Source organism: uncultured Sulfitobacter sp., from assembly GCF_947497275.1.
Taxonomy (GTDB): Bacteria; Pseudomonadota; Alphaproteobacteria; order Rhodobacterales; family Rhodobacteraceae; genus Sulfitobacter.
In genome coordinates, this window is record NZ_CANMFS010000003.1 from 421061 (window position 1) to 439858 (window position 18798).

19 protein-coding genes are annotated in these 18798 nt (G+C 62.9%); 8 read left to right on the forward strand and 11 right to left on the reverse strand.

All coding sequences use genetic code 11. The features are described 5' to 3' along the window. The 5 genes from odhB to lpdA all read left to right on the forward strand — a co-directional run bounded on the left by odhB (position 1) and on the right by lpdA (position 4199). Positions 1 to 1566 carry a 2-oxoglutarate dehydrogenase complex dihydrolipoyllysine-residue succinyltransferase gene (gene odhB, locus Q1A06_RS08830; protein ID WP_299561750.1) on the forward strand — a complete coding sequence of 522 codons (1566 nt, stop codon included), beginning with the start codon at positions 1 to 3 and terminating at the stop codon, positions 1564 to 1566. A 62-nt stretch (positions 1567 to 1628) separates the two neighbouring features. After that, entirely contained in the window at positions 1629 to 2015 is a 387-nt protein-coding gene (locus Q1A06_RS08835) for an MAPEG family protein (RefSeq protein WP_299561753.1), read from the forward strand. 25 nt (positions 2016 to 2040) lie between these two features. After that, on the forward strand, positions 2041 to 2304 hold the full coding sequence (locus tag Q1A06_RS08840; RefSeq protein ID WP_299561756.1) for a hypothetical protein: 264 nt from the start codon (positions 2041 to 2043) through the stop codon (positions 2302 to 2304). 26 nt (positions 2305 to 2330) lie between these two features. Further along, entirely contained in the window at positions 2331 to 2726 is a 396-nt protein-coding gene (locus tag Q1A06_RS08845) for an MAPEG family protein (protein WP_299561759.1), read from the forward strand. A gap of 84 nt (positions 2727 to 2810) precedes the next feature. Beyond that, the gene (lpdA, locus tag Q1A06_RS08850) at positions 2811 to 4199 is read left to right on the forward strand and encodes a dihydrolipoyl dehydrogenase (RefSeq protein ID WP_299561762.1); all 1389 of its coding nucleotides are present in this window, start codon (positions 2811 to 2813) and stop codon (positions 4197 to 4199) included. A gap of 75 nt (positions 4200 to 4274) precedes the next feature. Here the strand turns inward: lpdA and Q1A06_RS08855 are convergent, their stop codons facing one another. The 4 genes from Q1A06_RS08855 to Q1A06_RS08870 are packed head-to-tail and all read right to left on the reverse strand — an operon-like array spanning position 4275 to position 7186. Next, positions 4275 to 4880 carry a pyridoxamine 5'-phosphate oxidase family protein gene (locus Q1A06_RS08855; protein WP_299561765.1) on the reverse strand — a complete coding sequence of 202 codons (606 nt, stop codon included), beginning with the start codon at positions 4878 to 4880 and terminating at the stop codon, positions 4275 to 4277. Next, entirely contained in the window at positions 4867 to 5550 is a 684-nt protein-coding gene (locus tag Q1A06_RS08860; protein ID WP_299562075.1) for a lysophospholipid acyltransferase family protein, read from the reverse strand. The genes Q1A06_RS08855 and Q1A06_RS08860 overlap by 14 nt, the downstream gene beginning before the upstream one ends. A 53-nt stretch (positions 5551 to 5603) precedes the next feature. Beyond that, positions 5604 to 6512, reverse strand: a complete 909-nt coding sequence (locus Q1A06_RS08865; RefSeq protein WP_299561768.1) for an FtsX-like permease family protein — start codon at positions 6510 to 6512, stop codon at positions 5604 to 5606. Continuing rightward, the gene (locus Q1A06_RS08870) at positions 6509 to 7186 is read right to left on the reverse strand and encodes an ATP-binding cassette domain-containing protein (RefSeq protein ID WP_299561771.1); all 678 of its coding nucleotides are present in this window, start codon (positions 7184 to 7186) and stop codon (positions 6509 to 6511) included. Before Q1A06_RS08870 ends, Q1A06_RS08865 begins: the two co-directional genes overlap by 4 nt. A 149-nt stretch (positions 7187 to 7335) precedes the next feature. Here Q1A06_RS08870 and Q1A06_RS08875 point away from each other — a divergent pair, with 149 nt between their 5' ends. Continuing rightward, positions 7336 to 8175, forward strand: a complete 840-nt coding sequence (locus Q1A06_RS08875; RefSeq protein WP_366523511.1) for a zinc-ribbon domain-containing protein — start codon at positions 7336 to 7338, stop codon at positions 8173 to 8175. Here Q1A06_RS08875 and Q1A06_RS08880 read toward each other — a convergent pair whose 3' ends face one another. From Q1A06_RS08880 to argH, 5 genes are all read right to left on the reverse strand, one after another. Next, positions 8176 to 10800: a TIGR02302 family protein gene (locus tag Q1A06_RS08880; protein ID WP_299561773.1), complete on the reverse strand. Its 2625-nt coding sequence runs from the start codon at positions 10798 to 10800 to the stop codon at positions 8176 to 8178. 39 nt (positions 10801 to 10839) lie between these two features. Beyond that, entirely contained in the window at positions 10840 to 12105 is a 1266-nt protein-coding gene (gene lysA, locus Q1A06_RS08885) for a diaminopimelate decarboxylase (RefSeq protein ID WP_299561776.1), read from the reverse strand. A gap of 32 nt (positions 12106 to 12137) precedes the next feature. Then, positions 12138 to 12455, reverse strand: coding sequence for a DUF2834 domain-containing protein (locus tag Q1A06_RS08890; RefSeq protein ID WP_299561779.1), 318 nt, complete (start codon positions 12453 to 12455; stop codon positions 12138 to 12140). A 161-nt stretch (positions 12456 to 12616) separates the two neighbouring features. Further along, entirely contained in the window at positions 12617 to 12793 is a 177-nt protein-coding gene (locus Q1A06_RS08895; RefSeq protein ID WP_299561782.1) for a hypothetical protein, read from the reverse strand. Next, entirely contained in the window at positions 12790 to 14181 is a 1392-nt protein-coding gene (argH, locus tag Q1A06_RS08900) for an argininosuccinate lyase (protein ID WP_299561785.1), read from the reverse strand. The genes Q1A06_RS08895 and argH overlap by 4 nt, the downstream gene beginning before the upstream one ends. Before the next feature lie 23 nt (positions 14182 to 14204). On the opposite strand from argH, the gene Q1A06_RS08905 reads away from it, so the two are divergent. Continuing rightward, entirely contained in the window at positions 14205 to 14777 is a 573-nt protein-coding gene (locus Q1A06_RS08905) for a TlpA disulfide reductase family protein (protein ID WP_299561787.1), read from the forward strand. Positions 14778 to 14779: 2 nt separating this feature from the next. Here the strand turns inward: Q1A06_RS08905 and Q1A06_RS08910 are convergent, their stop codons facing one another. Continuing rightward, a complete protein-coding gene (locus Q1A06_RS08910; RefSeq protein ID WP_299561790.1) occupies positions 14780 to 15856 on the reverse strand; it encodes a Hint domain-containing protein in 1077 nt (358 codons plus the stop codon). A gap of 132 nt (positions 15857 to 15988) precedes the next feature. Further along, entirely contained in the window at positions 15989 to 16915 is a 927-nt protein-coding gene (locus Q1A06_RS08915) for a lipid A-modifier LpxR family protein (protein ID WP_299561793.1), read from the reverse strand. Between the two features lie 233 nt (positions 16916 to 17148). Here Q1A06_RS08915 and Q1A06_RS08920 point away from each other — a divergent pair, with 233 nt between their 5' ends. After that, on the forward strand, positions 17149 to 18798 hold the full coding sequence (locus Q1A06_RS08920) for a sulfatase-like hydrolase/transferase (protein ID WP_299561796.1): 1650 nt from the start codon (positions 17149 to 17151) through the stop codon (positions 18796 to 18798).

Genomic DNA, 18798 nt, shown 5'->3' on the forward strand with positions numbered 1-18798 from the left:
ATGAGTAGCGAAGTCCGCGTGCCCACTTTGGGCGAATCCGTCACCGAAGCCACCGTGGCCACATGGTTCAAACAACCCGGCGATACGGTTGCCGTCGATGAAATGCTCTGCGAGCTGGAAACCGACAAAGTGACCGTCGAAGTCCCCAGCCCGGTGGCTGGCAAACTTGAAGAGATCGTTGCCGCCGAAGGCGAGACCGTCGGCGTCGACGCGCTTTTGGCCACGGTCGCCGAAGGCGACAGCGGCACCGATGCCGCGCCAAAGGCCAAGGAAGCGGCGGAAGACGCCAAGGCCGAGGGCCAGGCGCCCCGCGATGCCGTCGAAGAGCCTGAAGAAACATCCGGCGGCTCCGGTGGCGAGAGCGTCGATGTGATGGTCCCCACATTGGGCGAAAGCGTCTCCGAGGCCACGGTAAGCACTTGGTTCAAGAAGGTCGGCGACACCGTCGCGCAGGACGAAATGCTCTGCGAGTTGGAAACCGACAAGGTGTCCGTCGAGGTGCCAAGCCCCGCCGCCGGCACGCTGACGGAAATCCTCGCCGAGGAAGGCAGCACAGTCGAAGCCTCCGGCAAGCTTGCCGTGATTTCATCGGGCGATGGCGCACAGGCCTCGGCGACCGCAGAGGAACAGGCGCCCGCCCCCGCCGCCAAGACGTCCGAAAACACCGGCAAGGACGTCGAGGATGCGCCGTCGGCGAAAAAGGCAATGGCCGAAGCGGGCCTGAGCCGCGACGACGTGACAGGCACCGGCCGCGATGGCCGCGTGATGAAGGAAGACGTCGCCAAGGCGCTCGAAATGGGCAAATCAGCGGCAGCAAGTACGCCAGCGGCATCCGCACCCCGCGCGCCCGTCTCTTCGGACGACGCCAGCCGCGAAGAGCGGGTCAAGATGACGCGCCTGCGCCAGACCATCGCGCGCCGCCTGAAGGAAAGCCAGAACACCGCCGCGATGCTCACCACCTACAACGAGGTCGACATGACCGAGGTGATGGCGCTGCGCACAGAGTACAAGGACCTGTTCCTCAAGAAGCACGGCATCAAACTTGGCTTCATGTCCTTCTTCACCAAGGCCTGCGTGCATGCGCTTCATGAAGTGCCCGAAGTGAACGCGGAAATCGACGGCACCGATGTCGTCTACAAGAACTTCGTGCACATGGGCATCGCCGCCGGCACGCCGAGCGGCCTTGTCGTGCCGGTGATCCGCGACGCCCACGCGATGAGCTTTGCGGGCATCGAAAAGGCGATCGCCGAAAAAGGCGCACGCGCCCGTGACGGCAAGCTGTCGATGGCCGAAATGCAGGGCGGCACCTTCACAATCTCCAACGGCGGCGTCTACGGCTCGCTGTTGTCCTCGCCCATCCTGAACCCGCCGCAATCGGGCATCCTCGGTATGCACAAGATCCAGGACCGCCCCATGGCGATCAATGGTGAAGTCGTCATTCGTCCGATGATGTATCTGGCACTCAGCTATGATCACCGCATCGTCGACGGCAAGGGCGCGGTCACCTTCCTCGTGCGCGTTAAGGAGGCGCTGGAGGATCCGCGTCGCCTGCTGATGGATCTGTAGGCCAGACGGGCTATCTGAGAGGGCGGAGCAATTTCCGCCCTCGTTTCCTGAAAGGATATTCGATGTCTGAACTCGACGCACTCGTAGGCTACGGCCTTTTGGTCATGGTGACATTGCTGTTGCAAGCGACCGCAAAGATGAGCCAGCTCGGCGTCGGCTACCTGATGGGCAGCCGTGACGAACAACGCGAAGTCACCGGAATGGCCGCACGGCTCGACCGCGCGCTGCATAATTCCATCGTCGCCCTGACCCTGTTTGCACCCGCCGTTCTGCTGATCATCCTGACCGGTGACAAATCAACGGGCCTGACGCAAACGTTGGCGCTTATCTTCATCATCGGACGCGTAATCTATCTGCCGTCCTATGTCTTCGGCATCAAGGGTGTACGCTCGATTGCCTGGGCTGCGGGCTTTTTCGCGACGGCCGCGCTTTATATCGCGGCCTACTAGGGACCAGAAAACCGGAGGAAGCAGAATGCAGATGATTTGCCACCTTGAAGTCACCGCCTTCGATGCATGGAAGACCGCGTTCGACGCCGACGACGAGGCCCGACGCGACGCCGGCCTTGGCGTCCTCCAGATCTGGCAGGAGGCGGACAATACGGCCCACGCCTTCGTGCTTCTTTCCGTCAACGATCGGGACCGGGCGGAAAAATGGATCGACCGCTCCAACGCGCTGCGCAGCGACGACGGCGCCACCGTGACGTCCGCCAGCTACCATTTCGTCAAGACCGCCTGACCCCCGCCGCCGTATCCGGAGCTGCCATGACCGCCGAACTTACCGCTCTGACACTCGCCGCGATCCTGCAATACGTGCAATTCGCGCTCTACGCCGTCCCGGCGAACCGACAGCTCGGACCGGGCTATACGATGTCCGCGCGCGACCGTGATCCCAGCAACGCCCTGTCGGACCGCGCTGGCCGGTTGGGCCGCGCGTTCGACAACCATTTCGAGGGGCTCATCCTGTTCGGCATCGCCGTCGGAGTGATCCAGATGTCGGGCCAGAACACCGGCTTCACCGCCGCCTGCGCGTGGATCTATCTGATCGCGCGCATCGCCTATGTCCCGGCCTATGCGTTTGGTTGGCGTCCGTGGCGCTCGCTGATCTGGATGGTGGGATTCGGCGCAACCTTGTTGATGCTGCTGGCAGCCCTGTTATGACAGATCCGAACACTGATCCGGTGCACGGGCTGTGTACGACCAGTGTACACCTTGTGACACGCAACCACCGCCAAGGAGACCCCCATGTCGAGCTATGATGTCATCATTATCGGATCCGGCCCCGGCGGCTACGTCGCCGCCATCCGCTGCGCGCAACTGGGCCTGAAAACCGCCTGTGTCGAAGGGCGTGAAACTCTGGGCGGCACCTGCCTCAACATCGGCTGCATCCCCTCCAAGGCCTTGCTGCACGCGTCGCACATGCTCCACGAAGCAGAGCATAATTTCGCCGAGATGGGGCTCAAGGGAAAATCTCCCTCCGTCGATTGGCCGCAGATGCTCAAGTACAAGCAGTCGACCGTTGACACCAACACCAAGGGTATCGAATTTCTGTTCAAAAAGAACAAGGTAGACTGGCTGAAGGGCTGGGGCAGTATCCCCGAAGCAGGCAAGGTCAAGGTGGGCGATGAGGTCCACGAGGCCAAGCACATCATCATCGCCACAGGGTCAGAGCCGTCCGGACTGCCGGGTGTGGATGTCGATGAAAAGGTGATCGTCACCTCCACCGGCGCGCTTGAGCTCGGCAAGGTGCCCAAGAAGATGGTTGTGATCGGAGCGGGCGTAATCGGGCTGGAACTCGGATCGGTCTACAAACGTCTCGGCTCCGAGGTGACGGTGGTCGAGTACCTTGACCATATCACCCCCGGAATGGACGCCGAAGTCAGCCGCACCTTCCAGAAGATGCTCAAAAAGCAAGGTCTTGAGTTCATCCTCGGCGCTGCCGTTCAGAAAACGGAAGCGACCAAATCGAAGGCCAAGGTTCACTACAAACTGCGCAAGGACGACAGCGAACACGTGCTGGACGCCGACGTCGTTCTGGTGGCGACGGGGCGCAAACCCTACTTCGACGGCTTGGGCCTCGACAAGCTCGACATGGCACTGACCGATCGCGGCCAGATACAGGTCGACGACACCTGGAACACCTCGGTAAAAGGCGTCTACGCCATCGGTGACGCCATCGAAGGCCCGATGCTGGCCCATAAGGCCGAAGACGAAGGCATGGCCGTGGCCGAACAGATTGCGGGCCAACACGCGCACATCGACTACAACCTCATCCCCGGCGTGATCTACACCCACCCCGAAGTCGCCAATGTCGGTGCGACAGAGGAAACGCTCAAGGAAGAGGGGCGGGATTACAAGGTCGGCAAGTTCAGCTTCATGGGCAACGCACGCGCCAAGGCAAATTTCGCCGGTGACGGTTTCGTCAAGATCCTCGCGGACAAGAAGACAGACCGCATTCTGGGGTGCCATATCATCGGCCCGTCAGCGGGCGACCTGATCCACGAAATTTGTGTCGCAATGGAATTCGGCGCATCCGCGCAGGACATCGCGATGACGTCGCATGCGCATCCGACCTACTCCGAGGCCGTGCGCGAAGCCGCTCTCGCCTGTGGTGACGGGCCGATTCACATGTAGCGGCGGCGCGACCGCCCGCACGGCAAAGGCGAAAGGCTCTTCGGACCTTTCGCCTTTTTCACTTCAGCTTCCCGCTTACCACATCGTCTTGGCCGCGCGGGCGCCCCACTCGGCATCGTACTGCGCGCCGCCTAGATCGCCCCGCGTGACCTCTGCCAGGATATCGCCTGCCGTGGGTAAGCCCGCGCTTTGATCCGCGCCTGTCCACGTCTGTGCCCGCATCAACGCACGGGCGCATTGGGTATAGATTTCCGCGATTTCGATCACAATGACAGTCGCCGGCGTGCGGCCTTTCTTTTCGAAACCTGCGCGCAGCTCGGCGTCGTCGGTCACGAAAGCGGTCCCGTTCACCCGAACGACCGTGTTTGACCCTGGCACCATGAACATTAGCGAAATACGCCCGTCCACCACTATATTGCGCAGCGTGTCGAGGCGTTGATTGCCGCGCCAGTCGGGCAAGGCAAGATGCGAGGGGTCCAGTTCCTGCACAACGGGGCCGTCGTCCCCGCGCGGGCTGCCGTCCGTGCCCTCCGGCCCCACCGTGCTGACGAGACATAGCCGCGACGCCATGATCCACTTGCGGTAGAGCGGCGTAAGCGATTGCGCCACCTTCCCCAACGAAGCCGCGCCGGGTGTGCCATACAGCGCCTCCAGTGCCGCGATGCTCTCAATCCGTCGCATAGGCTTTGCCAAATCCGCTTTCCATCAAAAGTGCCGCCGAGTTTTCCTCGATCCTGTCCTCAAGCTCTTGCATGAACGCCTTGCGGGATTTCCCCGGAGCGATCGGTTCGAGAAAGCTGACCACGGCAACGCCCGGACGCCGGTAAAGTCCACGGCGCGGCCAGAAGACACCGGCGTTCGTCGCGACCGGAACGCATGGCTGGCCCAGCTGCTCGTAGAGGATGCCGGTCCCCGCCTTGAAATCCGCCTTGAGCCCGGGCCGGACGCGTGTGCCCTGCGGATAGATGACAAGCTGCCCCGGCTCCAAGGCACCCGATTTCACGTCATTGAGCATCTTGGCAATCGCCTTGCCCCGTTTGCCCCGATCCACAGCGATCATCTGCATCTTGAGCAGGTATTGTCCGATGACGGGTGCCCAGCGCAGTTGCTTTTTATAGATGAATTTCGGCAGCGGCAGCGCGTGGTAGATCATCAGGATATCGAGAAACGACTGATGTTTTGCGGCGACCAACACCGCGCCCTCGGGTGGTGTGCCGCGCACTTCGCAGCGCAGCCCGATCATCCAGCGTGCACTCCACATCGTGTAGGCTGCATAGGTCCGGCACGCCGTATAGGCGCCGCGCTTTGACAGCAAGGCCCAGGGCGCGAAGGCGAGCCCGATGATCGGCATGGCGATGGTCGCCTGCACAGAAAACAGGATCGACCGGATCCATTGCAATAGGTTCAAGACAGTTCCTCCAACGTGCGACGGGCCGCCAGACGGGTGGCGACAAACGCCACGAAAGCGGCCAGCGGCGGCAGAACCAGCGGCAACAGCCAGTGCCAGCCCTGAAAACCCAATCCTGTCAGAAAACTGGCAGTCTCGTCCCCGGCGCGCGGCATCAGTGACACCGCAGCCATCCCCAGCGCCATGCCCGCAAACGCCCCCAGCAGGGCACGCAAAGTGAATCGCCGGATGAAGGCCTGTGCAATGTAGCTGTCGGTCGCGCCGACAAGGCGCAGCACGGCGATCACCTGCGCATTCGCCGCAAGCGCCGCGTTCGCGGCCAGAGTGACCATCGCGGCCATGACGGCTGCGATCAGGATGATGGCGGTCCAGCCCAGCAACCGGAGCCGCGAGGCGGCCTTGACCAAAGGCGCACGCCAGCGGCTGTGGTCATCGAGCACCGCGCCGGGCACTTCCGCCGCAAGGCGCAGGCGCAGGCCGGCCGGGTCCATCCCCTCGGACGTCTCGATCACTTCGATCAGCTGCGGCACCGGCAGCGCGTCGAGCGGCAAATCCGCGCCGAACCACGGCGCAAGAAGATCGGCCTGTTCGTCCGTGGTGAGCGCGCGCGCCGTTTGCACACCGCGCGTCGTCTCGAGGATGCGCAGCGCCGCCTCCGTTTGCGCCTGCTGCTGATCTGCGGGCGCGGCGATGCGGATGGTGGCGGACCGGCCAAGCTCGTCCCCCCAGCGCACGGCCAGTCGGCCGGACGCCAGCGAAAGAGCCAGTGCGAAGACCGCAAGGAATGCCATTGCGCCCGCCGCGAAGACCGTAAGCCGAGCGGTGTACCCCGATGGCGGCACGACACGATCCGCCTGCGCATCGGACACCAGAAGTCCCTTCAGGAACCGCGGCCACCGGATCAAAGGTCTGCTCCCGCAAGCTGGATCCGGCGGTTTGCGATGCGCAGAACCCGCGCCTGGACATGCGATTTGGTCGCGCGGATCAGACTGAGATCATGGGTGGCGACAAGGACGGTCTTGCCCATCCGGTTCAGTTCGATCAGCAACCGCAACAGACGCTGTGACATCTCCCAATCCACGTTGCCGGTCGGCTCGTCCGCCAGCACGACGTCGGGTGACATGATCACGGCGCGTGCCAGTGCCGCGCGTTGCCGCTCCCCGCCCGAAAGCTCGGGCGGCAGCGCATGGGCGCGTTCCGTCAGACCGACCCAATGCAAGAGGTCATTCAGGTCCTCGCCTTCCGCTTCCTGACTGCGGCCCGATACATGCAGTGGCAGCGCCACGTTTTCACGCACAGGAAGGTGGTCGAGAAACTGACAGTCCTGATGAACGACGCCGACCCGTCGGCGCACCATTGCAACGTCGTCGCGGGTCAGGCTGCGCACGTCCGCTTCGAACAGGCGTACTTGTCCTGCGGTCGGCAGCAGGGCTCCGTAGCACAGTTTCATCAGTGTCGTCTTGCCGGCGCCCGACGGGCCGGTCAGGAAATGGAACGAACCTGGCGCAAGTTTGAGGGTGATATCGGACAACAGCTCTCCCCCGCCATAGCTGTAGGCCACATTTTCCAGCTCGATCACTGCCAAACCCTCTTAGTTGGCCTGTTGTGCCTGAGCATCGCTTGGGTTTCAATGCATCCGTCACATGCAGCGCGGCCAGATTGCACTTTTCGCGCCCGCCATGAAACCCTATGCTATGCATTAATGAATGCTTATAGGACACTACCGATGTGGCAGGACACAAAATGCGGCTGATCTGTCCGAATTGCGACGCGCAATACGAAGTGCCGGACGATGTGATGCCCGAAACCGGACGCGACGTGCAATGTTCCAACTGCGGCCAGACCTGGTTTCAGCATCATCCCGATCACATGCCGTCCGAGGACACCGCCCAGAGTGTGCCGGCACCGGACGAGGAAGTTGCCCCTCCGCCGCCACCGCCCTCACCCGCACCGGAGCGGGAGCGCAAGCAGTTGGACCCGGCGGTTGCCGACATCCTGCGCCAGGAGGCAGAGGCCGAGCAGGAAGCGCGGCGTCAGGCGCAGCAGACCGGCCTGGAGAGCCAGCCCGATCTGGGGCTGGATCTGCAGGAGCGTCCGCGCGAAGATGATACAGAACGGCGCGCGCGCGAGGCCCGCGAACGCATGGCACGAATGCGCGGCGAAGATGTCGAAGCGCCATCGGACCGCGTCGGCGACAGTGCCTCGAATGCCGCCGCGCTGAATTCGCGCCGCGATCTTCTGCCGGATATCGAGGAAATCAATTCGACCTTGCGCGCCAGTTCCGGCAGATCAGGATCCACGGCGGAATACGAAGCCGACATCGAAGCGCCCACGCATCAGCGCAAGAAACGCGGATTCAGAACCGGCTTCGTCACCGTTCTGCTGATCGTTCTGGTGCTTGCCGTGTTCTATATCGCCGCGCCGCGGATCGGCGCGCAGGTGCCGGCACTCGAAGGCCCCATGCAGGGCTATGTCGCGTTTGTCGACCAGATGCGCCTCTGGCTCGATGACCAGGTTCGGGGCATTCTCCAGTCACTCGATTCGACCGCACGCGAAAGCGGCGGCTGATCAGAACCTGTCCAGCAACCGGTTGAGATAATCACGCTCGACCTCCGGGCGGGTGGCCTCGCCGGAGCGGCGGCGGATCTCATCAAGCAGTTCGCGCGCGCGGCCGTAGACATCGCCGTCGAGATCCGCGTCATTGTCGCTGCCCGTCGCGCCGTTGCTGCCTTGGCTCCGGCCCAGCGGATCGCGGTTTTCCGCGCGGCGGTCGCTGTCTTGCGTGCCCTGACCGGGCTGTTGGTTCTGCTGCTCCTGCGCCATCGCGTCACCAAGTGATCTCATCCCTTCGCGCAGCGCTTCCATCGCTTGTGACTGATTGTCGAGCGCCTCCGGAAGAGCACCGTCGCGCAGGTTCTGTTCGGCCTCATCCATCGCGCGACCGGCGCGATCCAGCGCGTCGCGCGCCGCGTCGCCCTCGGAGGTGCCCTGGCCGGGCATGCGCCCTTCCTGGCGGCTCAATTCATCGCGCAGCGCCTGCTGGCGATCTGCGAGCGATTGCTCTTGGCTCTGACCTTCACCGGGCTGCTGTTCTCCCCCACCGCTCTGACCCTGCTGCTGACCGTCCTGGCCTTCGCCTTCGCCCTCCTGGCCCTGCTGGCCCTCGTGGCTCTGCCCACGTCCCTGCCCGCCGTTGCGGCCCTCATTGTCCTGATTTTCGCCCGCACGCGCGCCGGGATTGAATTGTTCTTGCAGATCGCGGAACGCCTGATCACTCAGCCCCTGTTGATCGCGCAGCGTTTCGGCCAAGCCTTCCATCGCCTGCTCACCCGGAGATTGGCCACCTTGACCCTGCTGGCCCTGTGTGACCTGCATGTTCTCCATCATTTCCTGCAACTGGCGCAGCGCCTCTTCGGCTTCGGCCATGCGGCCCTGCTCCATCAATTCCTGAATGCGGTCCATCATGCGCTGAAGATCGTCCTGTGTCATTTGCATGGACTCGCCCTGTTGCTGCTGGCCGTCCTGCCCTTCTTCCTGACGTTGGGCCTGTTCGCGCTGCAACTGCTGCATATACTCTTCCGTCGCGCGCCGCAGTTCCTGCATCAGTTCCGCGATTTCCTCGTCCGACGCGCCATTTTTCATCGCCTCGTTCAGGCGTTCCTGCGCCCGGCGCATCCGCTCGCGGGCATCGTCGAGATCGCCTTCTTCAAGCTCGATCGCCAGATCCCACATCTCCTGTGCGAGCGCGCTGCGGTTCTCTTCGTTCATGCCGAAACGCGCGAATGTTTCGAGGCTTCTGATGATGCCGCGCAGACGCAGCGCCGTCGTCTCGGAGCGGAACGCATCCTGCGGCACATAGCTGATGGCGCGCAGCACCTGCGCCGACCGACGCGTGTTCCCCAAGCTCCACAGCAGGTCACGCCGCATCTCGATCACGGCTGCCGCCATGGGATCGAAGAACCGACGCCCGGGCAGTATCATCTGCATCGGTTCGGTGTGCGCTTGCTGCTCTGCCGCGTCGAGCGCGGTCATCGCCACGGTCACGGGCAGGTTTGCCCAAGGATGTTGAGAGAAATCGTCGATCAGGTTTTCCTCGAAAGCGGTGCGGTCGCCAGCAATGGGCATCGGCAACGGCACGACAATTTCGGGGCGCGGATCCGGGGCAGCGGACAGGCCATAGCGGCGGTCTACCGACGCGAGTTCAAGCGCAAACCGCGCCTCTCCCGCTTCGACGCCGTAATCGTCCTTGGCCGCGAACGGCAGCCGCATCTCACCCAAGGCGGACACTTCCGGCGCGCCCAAAACAATGATCTGGGGTGCCGCGTCCGCACGCACGGTCACATCCCACGCGCGTCCGTTCGGGCCATCGATGCGCAGGGACCCATCCTGTATCACCGGAAAATCGAATGCCATCTGCGGGACTTCCAGCTCTTCATTGACAGTCTGACCCGACACAGTCTCGCTTACTTCAAGCGCGCCGACCTCGCCATAGAGGCGTAATGTAATCAGCGTCCCTTCGGGCAGGTCCAGCGCCCCGGCGCGCAGGTCATTGAGGTACAGCGTCGGCTTGCCGGTATAACGTGGCGGTTCCGCCCAGCCTTCCCAGACCGGACCGCTGGCAAGGGGCCCCGTGCCGCCACTTGCCATGTCTGCCACTGTCCCGACCCGCAGGATCGATCCGAACATCAGCGCCATGCCGAATATGAGCACCGCAACGTAGCGCAGGGCATAGGGATCGCGGGCCGACACGCGCAGATCGCCGGGGACCGCGCGGGCAGTCGCGGCGCGATCCGCCATGCGCCGCTGATGCGCGCGCCATACCGCCGCCGACGCGGTATCGGTGCCTCCGATGGCCTGATCATCCAGAAGGGCCGTGAGCGGACGCCCTTTGAGGCTCCGGTCCAACCGCTCCATCGCGGCGCCCCGTGTCGGCGCGTTCCAGCGGCGCGCGGCATAGACAATTGACCAGAGCGATGCGGCGACGGTCAGCCCGACCACACCCCAAAGCGCCTCAAGCGGCAGGATCTCGTGCAGGCCCATCATCGCTGCGGCAAGCGCCAGCAGCACGACAGTCATCAGCGGCCAAAGGCAGCGCACGATTGTTTCCGCCCACATGCCTGCACGCGTCAGACGCAGCGGCCAGCGCAGCTTGTCCAATGTGCGGTGCAGGTCGTCGGGGGTGAATTGGGTCATATCAGCCTCGTTCAGCGCGCCCCCGTGCGCGACACGCGCCTAGAGCCATTCAGGGATGGTATCGCGATTTATCATTTCGTCAAAGGAGGGCCGTGCGCGGATAACCGCAAATTGATCGCCATGCACCAGAACTTCGGGGATAAGTGCCCGCGAATTATATTCGCTCGCCATCACTGCGCCATAAGCGCCCGCACTGCGAAACGCGACCAGATCGCCCGCCTCCAACGGCGGCATCGCACGCTGTTTCGCAAAGGTATCGCCCGATTCGCAGACAGGCCCGACAATGTCGTAAATGTGCTTTTCCACGCCCGGTGCGGGTTCGTTCACTGCGACGATATCGTGATGGGCCTCGTACATCGCAGGTCGGATCAGATCGTTCATCGCCCCGTCGAGGATCAGAAAATCGCGCCCCTCGCCGGATTTGACGTAGATCACCTGCGTCACCATCAGACCTGCGTTGCCCGCGATCAGGCGCCCCGGCTCGATCTCGATCTCGCAGCCCAGATAGCCCAGCGTCCGTTCAACCATCGCACCGTAATCCGAGGGCAGCGGCGGGGCCTGATTGCCCGTCTCGTAGGGAATGCCCAAGCCGCCGCCCAGATCGAGGCGGGTTATTTCGTGCCCGTCAGCGCGCAATGTTTGCGTCAGCTCCGCGACCTTCTGATACGCCAGTTCGAACGGGGCAAGATCAATGAGCTGCGATCCGATGTGCACATCGATGCCGATGACCTTGATGCCGGGCATCTTCGCCGCCAACGCATAGACCTCGCGGGCGCGGGCGATGGGGATGCCGAACTTGTTCTCTGATTTGCCGGTGGCGATCTTGGCGTGGGTCTTGGCGTCGACATCAGGATTGACGCGCACGGTGATCGGCGCGACGGTGCCCAGCTCAAGCGCCACCGCGTTGAGCACGTCCATTTCCGGCTCGCTTTCGACATTGAACTGCCGGATGCCGCCGGTCAGCGCCACGCGGATTTCCTCCGCCGTTTTCCCGACACCTGAAAAGACAATGCGGTCGCCCGGAACGCCCGCGGCCTTGGCCCGCAGGTATTCGCCTTGCGATACGACATCCATCCCCGCCCCCGCCTGCGCCAGTGTGCGCAAAACCGCTTGGTTCGAATTAGCCTTCATCGCGTAGCAGACCAGATGATCCATGCCCGCAAGCGCCTCGTCGAAGGCGCGGAAGTGGCGCAGCAGCGTCGCGGTGGAGTAGACGTAAAAGGGCGTGCCGACGGTTGCCGCGATCTCGGAGATGGCGACGTCCTCGGCATACAGAGCGCCGTCGCGGTACAGAAAGTGATCCATGCTTTATCTTGGCCTTTGAATTCGGTCCGGCATCACCGGACGGGCGCGGAGCGCAGAAACAGGTAGAGCGGCAGGCCGCAGCTGACGCCGATGCAGACCGTCGCGGGAATAGCGATGAGTGCGCTCCAGTTGCGCCGGACGGCGACCTCGGCGATGATCCAGACGGTCAGCGTGACAGCCGCGATGGTCAGATCCCAGACCAGACCGCTGGCTGCCGCGTTGGCGTGCCAGGCATCGACCATCGCCATGATGTCCCAGCTGTTCTGCCGAAACCAGCTCACGAAATAATACATCGGATGCACAGTGCCCCAGACGGCCAGCGCAAGATACACCATGCGAAGAAAAGACATGGCTCAATACCTTTTGATGACGCCGACATTAGCGTATCCGGACACCTGCACGCCGGGTGTGGTGACTGACGGTTGCTGGCGCGGATGGGTTTGCGGGTCACGTTGGGCGTCGGGCCGTCCGCAGGCGGCCAACGCAACACAAACGCATAGGACGAGCGCTCTCAAAACCCTTCTCCGGATGCAACAGAATCACTGTCCAGCCCGATGGAGTCGCCAAGCTCCTGATCCGCGCTGTCGAGCGACACGCTGACACCTCCCGCCGGTTGCTCGGGTTCGCCGTCAATGCCGCAGGCCGACAGATTTGCCAGTACGGCAAGGATGCAGAGCGGTCGCATCATCCAAGTTTCTCCTTCCAGCGGGCGATCTGCGCGCGGACCTGTGCGGGCGCGGTGCCGCCGTACGACATGCGCGAGTTTACCGAATTTTCTACCCCAAGGACGGAAAATACATCGTCGGTGATGTCCGCATGGGCGGATTGCATCTCCTCCAGCGTCAGATCCGGCAGGTCGCACCCTTTCTTCTCCGCAAGGGCGACCAATGATCCGGTGATGTGGTGCGCGTCGCGGAACGGCAGACCCAATACCCGCACCAGCCAGTCGGCAAGGTCCGTCGCGGTGGAAAAGCCGGATCCGGCAGCGGCGGCCAGTTGCGTACGGTTGGCCGTCATGTCACGGACCATGCCGTCCATCGCGGCCAGGGCCAGCATCAGGTTGTCGGCGGCGTCGAATACCTGCTCCTTGTCCTCTTGCATGTCTTTGGAATAGGCCAGCGGCAGCCCCTTCATCACCATCATCAGCGCGACATTGGCACCGAAGATGCGCCCGACCTTGGCGCGGATCAGCTCCGCCGCATCGGGGTTTTTCTTCTGTGGCATGATGCTGGAACCGGTCGAAAAGCGGTCAGACAGTGTCACAAAGCGAAATTGCGCGGAAGACCAGATCACCAGCTCCTCGGCAAAGCGGCTCAGGTGCATGGCGCAGATCGAAGCGGCGCCCAGAAATTCCAGCGCGAAATCCCGGTCGCTGACCGCGTCGAGGCTGTTGGCGGCGGGCCGGCCAAAGCCCAGAGCCTGCGCCGTCATCTCGCGGTCGATCGGAAACGACGTACCGGCAAGTGCCGCAGCGCCCAGCGGGCTTTCGTTCATGCGCGCGCGGGCGTCGCGCATGCGCGACAGGTCACGGCCGAACATTTCGACATAGGCCATCATGTGATGGCCCCATGTCACCGGCTGCGCCGTCTGGAGGTGGGTAAATCCGGGCATGACCCAATCCGCTCCCACCTCGGCCTGCGCCAGCAGCGCGCGGATCAGCGCCTCCAGCGCGCCATCGGCTGCGTCAAGTTGATCGCGCACCCAGAGTTTGAAATCCGTCGCGACCTGATCGTTGCGCGACCGCGCGGTGTGCAGGCGGCCGGCAGACTCTCCGACGACTTCTTTCAGGCGCGCCTCAACATTCATGTGGATGTCTTCGAGGGCTGCGGAAAATTCGAAAGACCCGGCTTCGATCTCTGACAAGACCGTGAGCAGCCCTTCCCGTATGACCTCGGCATCGTTAGTCTCGATGATACCCTGTGCGGCAAGCATTGCCGCATGGGCGCGCGAGCCTGCAATGTCCTGGGACGCCAACCGCTTGTCGAAACCGATCGAGGCATTAATTGCCTCCATGATCGCGTCGGGACCGGCGGCAAAACGGCCGCCCCACATCTTGTTGGAAGTCTTGTTTGTCATATGCCTATCCCCCGGAGGGACCCATGAAGAAATACCTGCTAGCTGCCGTTTATACGGCCCTGACAATGGGTGCAAACCCTGTGCTCGCCAATGATGCGGAAACCATTCTGCCGCTGATCGCGGGTGACATGAAAAAGCTGGCGGTCCATGAGGCACCCAAGGCCACATCGGCGGCGGCGTTCGATCTTGCCGATGGCGCGGGAAAGGCAACGCTTGAGGACTACGCGGGCAAGTACGTTCTGGTGAACTTCTGGGCAACTTGGTGTGCGCCCTGCCGCAAGGAGATGCCGCATCTTGCCGAGCTTCAGGCCGAGCTGGGCGGGGACGATTTCGAAGTCCTGACCATCGCGACCGGGCGCAATTCGCCCGAAGGGATCGTCAAGTTTTTCAAGGATGTTGGTATCAACAACCTGCCCCGCCATCAGGACCCCAAGCAGGCCCTTGCAAGCCAGATGGGGATATTCGGCCTGCCGATCACCGTGCTGATTGATCCGCAGGGCCGCGAGATCGCGCGGCTGCGCGGCGATGCCGACTGGGCCGGCGACAGCGCCAAATCCATCATCACGGCGCTGATCGAAGGCCGCCGCGACAGCTGATCTCAGGCGGCGTAGTTCAGGATCGCCGCCTCGGAGGCCGACAACGTACGGCGCGCAAAGCTGCCGTATGTATGCGGGTCGTATTCCAGACCGGGCAATTCACGCAGCAGACGCTCGCGGTCCTTGGCATCCAGCGTCGCAAGGGCTGCGGACGCCGGATGGAAGCTCTCGGTCTCGATCCCGTTGGCAGTCAGGATCTGGTGCTGGTCCAGCAGCACGTGGATATAGGTCACTTCGCGCACGCGGGTGTCTATGGTGATCGACGATCCATTGACCAGATCGCGCGCCGTCACCAGAACTTCGGTCGTGTTGAACAGGCTTTGCGCCTGCGCCCCGCTCACCAGAAGCCGGTGCTCGGGGGAAACAAGCAGATCGCCGTCGGGCCGGTCAAACCCCAGCGCGCCGTCCGAAATGCGGATCGGGCGCAGCTTGGGCATCGCGAACAGTCGGGCGCCGGTCATCCGGCGTTGCCCGATCCAGCGCAGCGGCTGCAGCCCATTGTCCTTGGTCTGGACCAGATCGCCTTCACAGAGATCCTCGATCATGCGTTCGCCAGTACCGGTACGGATGCGCGTCCCGGGCGTGAAGCAGATCACCCCGCCCTGCTGCTGCGGATTGCTCTGCTCGTTCGGGGCGCTGGTGCCCAATGTGTGATGCACGATCCACAGATCGCAGTTGCGCGGCGGCATCTCGTTGAGGAACATCAGCAACGGCTGGCTGCCGCGCCCCACCTCGATCAACGTCACGCTATAGCTCTTGCCACCGTCGGTGACGACAAAGCTGTTGTCCATCAGGGGCGAACTGTCGTCTTGGGTGCTACAGTCGCGCACCGGCGCATCGCGCTCCAGTGCCGCGCCCACCAACCGGTGAACCATGCGCGCCGCGCGTTTGCGCAATTCTTCTGCCCCGTCCGCCTTGTCCAGCCGCAACACATCTGACGGTCCGTCGACACGCACGGCGTCCCCACGCCATGCCCATGCGGCACCTACGCTCAACGACTGCACGGGTGCAGCGTCCAGACCATCAATTTCTGTTTGCGACCAAGAGATGACGAACGAACCACGAAAGCCCGTTCTCATATCGAATTCGCCTGCCTCAGTTCTTTTTTTATTGAGAGCAGGCTAGCAAACTCGATTCTTCGGGGAAAGAGTTAATGGGACGTCGTCCGCGATTGTTGCAGAATCAACAACTTTCGACGCGGTGCCGCTTGTTCAAAAGCTGAAGTTGATCCGGATCGACCCGGTGAGTTGCCCTTCGGTCTGCGCCTCGAACTCTTCGCCCAGATAGGTCAGCCCGTAGAATGCGGAGGCCGACCGGCCTTGCCAATGCACGCCCGCGCGCAAGCGGTCGCGGTTGGGCGTCAGGGTGTAGCCCCGCTCTTCCGGGAGATATATGCTGTCGGCGACATGGGCGATATCGCCCCCGACAACGAAGGAAAATCCGCGTATGCCTTCATCCTGCACAACGCGGTAGCGTTGACCGGTGACGTTTTCGCGCACCAACAGTTCCTCTTGCCCGATCCGGCCAATGGTCAGGTCAAGACCGGCCCGCAGCAATGTCTCCGCACCCGCACGCCCTTCGAGGAATGGCCGCAGCGTGACATTGGCCGCAACCGGGAGAGGTCGCGACACCTCACTTACCAATGTCGGATGAATGCCACCGGAGATCTGGTCATCCAGCAATGACGATGACGGCCGGCGCGCGCCGACCAGCTTGTGCACCTGCCGCTGGAGATTTCCAAGGCCGGTGCCTGACCCGGTCGCAACCAGATCCGCGCCAAGCGAGGTATCAAGCCCCTTCCACGAGAAATGCGTGTGCGCGCCAAGAGACAGCACACCGGCGTAGGGTCGGTCTCCGGCGGCGGGGCGGTTGATGTTGTCGGGTGCGATGATCTGCGAGGACAGGCGCACTTCGATCAGATCGCCGAACTTTGCCGGCAGGCCGCCGGACCAGCCTGATCCCCAGATCCGCGAAGATGTCCAGGAACCGGTGCGCCAGCGGTCCTTGTTGTCCCCGAAATAGTCGTTGGTCATCAGGCGACCGTAGCCGAGCTTTGTCCGGCCCTCGGCGGACGATGGGCCGCCCGTCGTGACAATCAAGATGGATGCGAGCACGGCGGCAGCGATATGTCGAAACATTGGTAGTTCCCGTTCAATCCGCCCCCCAGCGATCTGTGTGCTACGCGTAATCGACGATTCTTACCACGCAAAGACCGGCGCATAAGCCGATATGGCGCCGGATTGCGGCAATGATGCAACGGCGGCGCTGTCCCAGGGTCCTGCGCCCGGCGGCGGCGGTCGTGCGCGGATGCTGAAGCCTCTATGATGCGCGGGACACCGGGCAGAATCGTCACCGCAGGAGCGTCTGATCCATGAATATCCTCTTCATCATGTATGACCAGTTGCGCTTTGACTACCTCGGCTGCGCGGGCCATCCGTACCTTGAGACGCCGCATTTCGACCGCGTTGCGGCGCGCGGCGTCCGGTTCACCAACGCCTACGTCCAGTCCCCGATTTGCGGTGCCAGCCGGATGTGTTTCTACACCGGTCGCTATGCCTCCAGCCACGGCGCGCAATGGAACGGTTTTCCCTTGCGGGTCGGCGAGCAGACGCTGGGCGACCATCTGCGCAAGCTGGGCATGGGCTGCTGGCTGATCGGCAAGACCCATATGAAGGCTGACGCCGAAGGCATGGCGCGGCTGGGCCTGTCCCCCGACAGCACGATCGGCGCGCGGCAGGCGGAATGCGGTTTCGATGTTTGGGCGCGCGACGACGGTCTGTGGGGATACGGACCGGACGGGTATTACGACGAAAAACGCTCGCCTTATAACGAATACCTCAAATCAAAGGGGTACGACGGCGAAAATCCTTGGGCGGACTATGCCAACGCCGGGGTGAGCGATGCGCAGATCGCCTCCGGCTGGATGTTCCGCAACGCCGACAAACCCGCCAACATCCGCGAGGAAGACAGCGAGACGCCCTGGCTGACCAGCCGGACGATCGAGTTCATTGATCGGGCGCAGGAACCGTGGTGCGCCCACGTCAGCTATATCAAACCGCACTGGCCGTATATCGTGCCCGCCCCCTACCACGACATGTACGGGCCCGCGCATGTGCCGCCCGCGCGCCGTGCCGATATCGAAAGGGAGAACCCCCACCCCGTCTACGGCGCCTATCAAAGCAACAAGATCGCGCAGGCGTTTCAGAAAGACGCGGTGCGCGCCAAGGTGATCCCGGCCTACATGGGGCTGATCAAACAGTGCGATGATCAACTGGGGCGCCTTCTGGATCATCTGGAGGCGACAGGCCGAATGGAGGACACCATGATCGTCCTGACATCGGATCACGGAGATTATCTGGGTGATCATTGGCTGGGCGAAAAGGATCTGTTTCACGAGCCCTCCGTAAAGGTGCCGATGATAATATATGACCCCCGCGCGGCGGCGGATGCCACGCGCGGTACGACTTGCGATGCGTTGGTCGAAAGCATCGATCTGGCTGCGACATTCGTCGAGGCGGCAGGCGGCACGGTGCCCGATCACATCATCGAGGGGCGCTCGCTGTTGCCTTGGCTGAACGGTCAAACCCCTGACTGGCGTAAATTCGTCGTTTCCGAGTACGATTATTCCGCTTCGCCGCAATGTACGAAACTGGGGCTGGAGCCGCGCGATGCGCGACTGTTCATGGTGTTTGACGGGCGTTACAAGCTGACGCACGCCGAAGGCGGGTTTCGGCCGATGCTGTTCGATCTGGCCAAAGATCCCGACGAGTTTCACGATCTGGCGAAGGCCGCGGGACATGAGACGGAGATCGAAAGGCTGTATGGGATGCTCGCAAGTTGGGGCCGCAGGATGTCACAGCGCGTGACGCGGTCGGATACCGACATCCGTGCGATGCGCGGGGTATCGGCGCGGCGGGGGATTCTGCCCTTTTTGGTGGACGGAAGCGAGGTTGACCCCGAATTGACGGAAAAGTATCGCGGCGCGGTGCGCCAGATGTACGTCGAGGATAACAAGAGTTGA

Coding starts and splice junctions, on each gene's coding strand:
- lpdA (WP_299561762.1), top strand. CDS start 2,811: ATGTCGAGCTATGATGTCATCATTATCGGATCCGGCCCCGGCGGCTAC.
- Q1A06_RS08915 (WP_299561793.1), bottom strand. CDS start 16,915: ATGTTTCGACATATCGCTGCCGCCGTGCTCGCATCCATCTTGATTGTC.
- odhB (WP_299561750.1), top strand. CDS start 1: ATGAGTAGCGAAGTCCGCGTGCCCACTTTGGGCGAATCCGTCACCGAA.
- Q1A06_RS08910 (WP_299561790.1), bottom strand. CDS start 15,856: ATGAGAACGGGCTTTCGTGGTTCGTTCGTCATCTCTTGGTCGCAAACA.
- Q1A06_RS08860 (WP_299562075.1), bottom strand. CDS start 5,550: ATGCCGATCATCGGGCTCGCCTTCGCGCCCTGGGCCTTGCTGTCAAAG.
- Q1A06_RS08840 (WP_299561756.1), top strand. CDS start 2,041: ATGCAGATGATTTGCCACCTTGAAGTCACCGCCTTCGATGCATGGAAG.
- Q1A06_RS08905 (WP_299561787.1), top strand. CDS start 14,205: ATGAAGAAATACCTGCTAGCTGCCGTTTATACGGCCCTGACAATGGGT.
- Q1A06_RS08835 (WP_299561753.1), top strand. CDS start 1,629: ATGTCTGAACTCGACGCACTCGTAGGCTACGGCCTTTTGGTCATGGTG.
- Q1A06_RS08845 (WP_299561759.1), top strand. CDS start 2,331: ATGACCGCCGAACTTACCGCTCTGACACTCGCCGCGATCCTGCAATAC.
- Q1A06_RS08855 (WP_299561765.1), bottom strand. CDS start 4,880: ATGCGACGGATTGAGAGCATCGCGGCACTGGAGGCGCTGTATGGCACA.
- Q1A06_RS08890 (WP_299561779.1), bottom strand. CDS start 12,455: ATGTCTTTTCTTCGCATGGTGTATCTTGCGCTGGCCGTCTGGGGCACT.
- Q1A06_RS08895 (WP_299561782.1), bottom strand. CDS start 12,793: ATGATGCGACCGCTCTGCATCCTTGCCGTACTGGCAAATCTGTCGGCC.
- lysA (WP_299561776.1), bottom strand. CDS start 12,105: ATGGATCACTTTCTGTACCGCGACGGCGCTCTGTATGCCGAGGACGTC.
- Q1A06_RS08880 (WP_299561773.1), bottom strand. CDS start 10,800: ATGACCCAATTCACCCCCGACGACCTGCACCGCACATTGGACAAGCTG.
- Q1A06_RS08920 (WP_299561796.1), top strand. CDS start 17,149: ATGAATATCCTCTTCATCATGTATGACCAGTTGCGCTTTGACTACCTC.
- argH (WP_299561785.1), bottom strand. CDS start 14,181: ATGACAAACAAGACTTCCAACAAGATGTGGGGCGGCCGTTTTGCCGCC.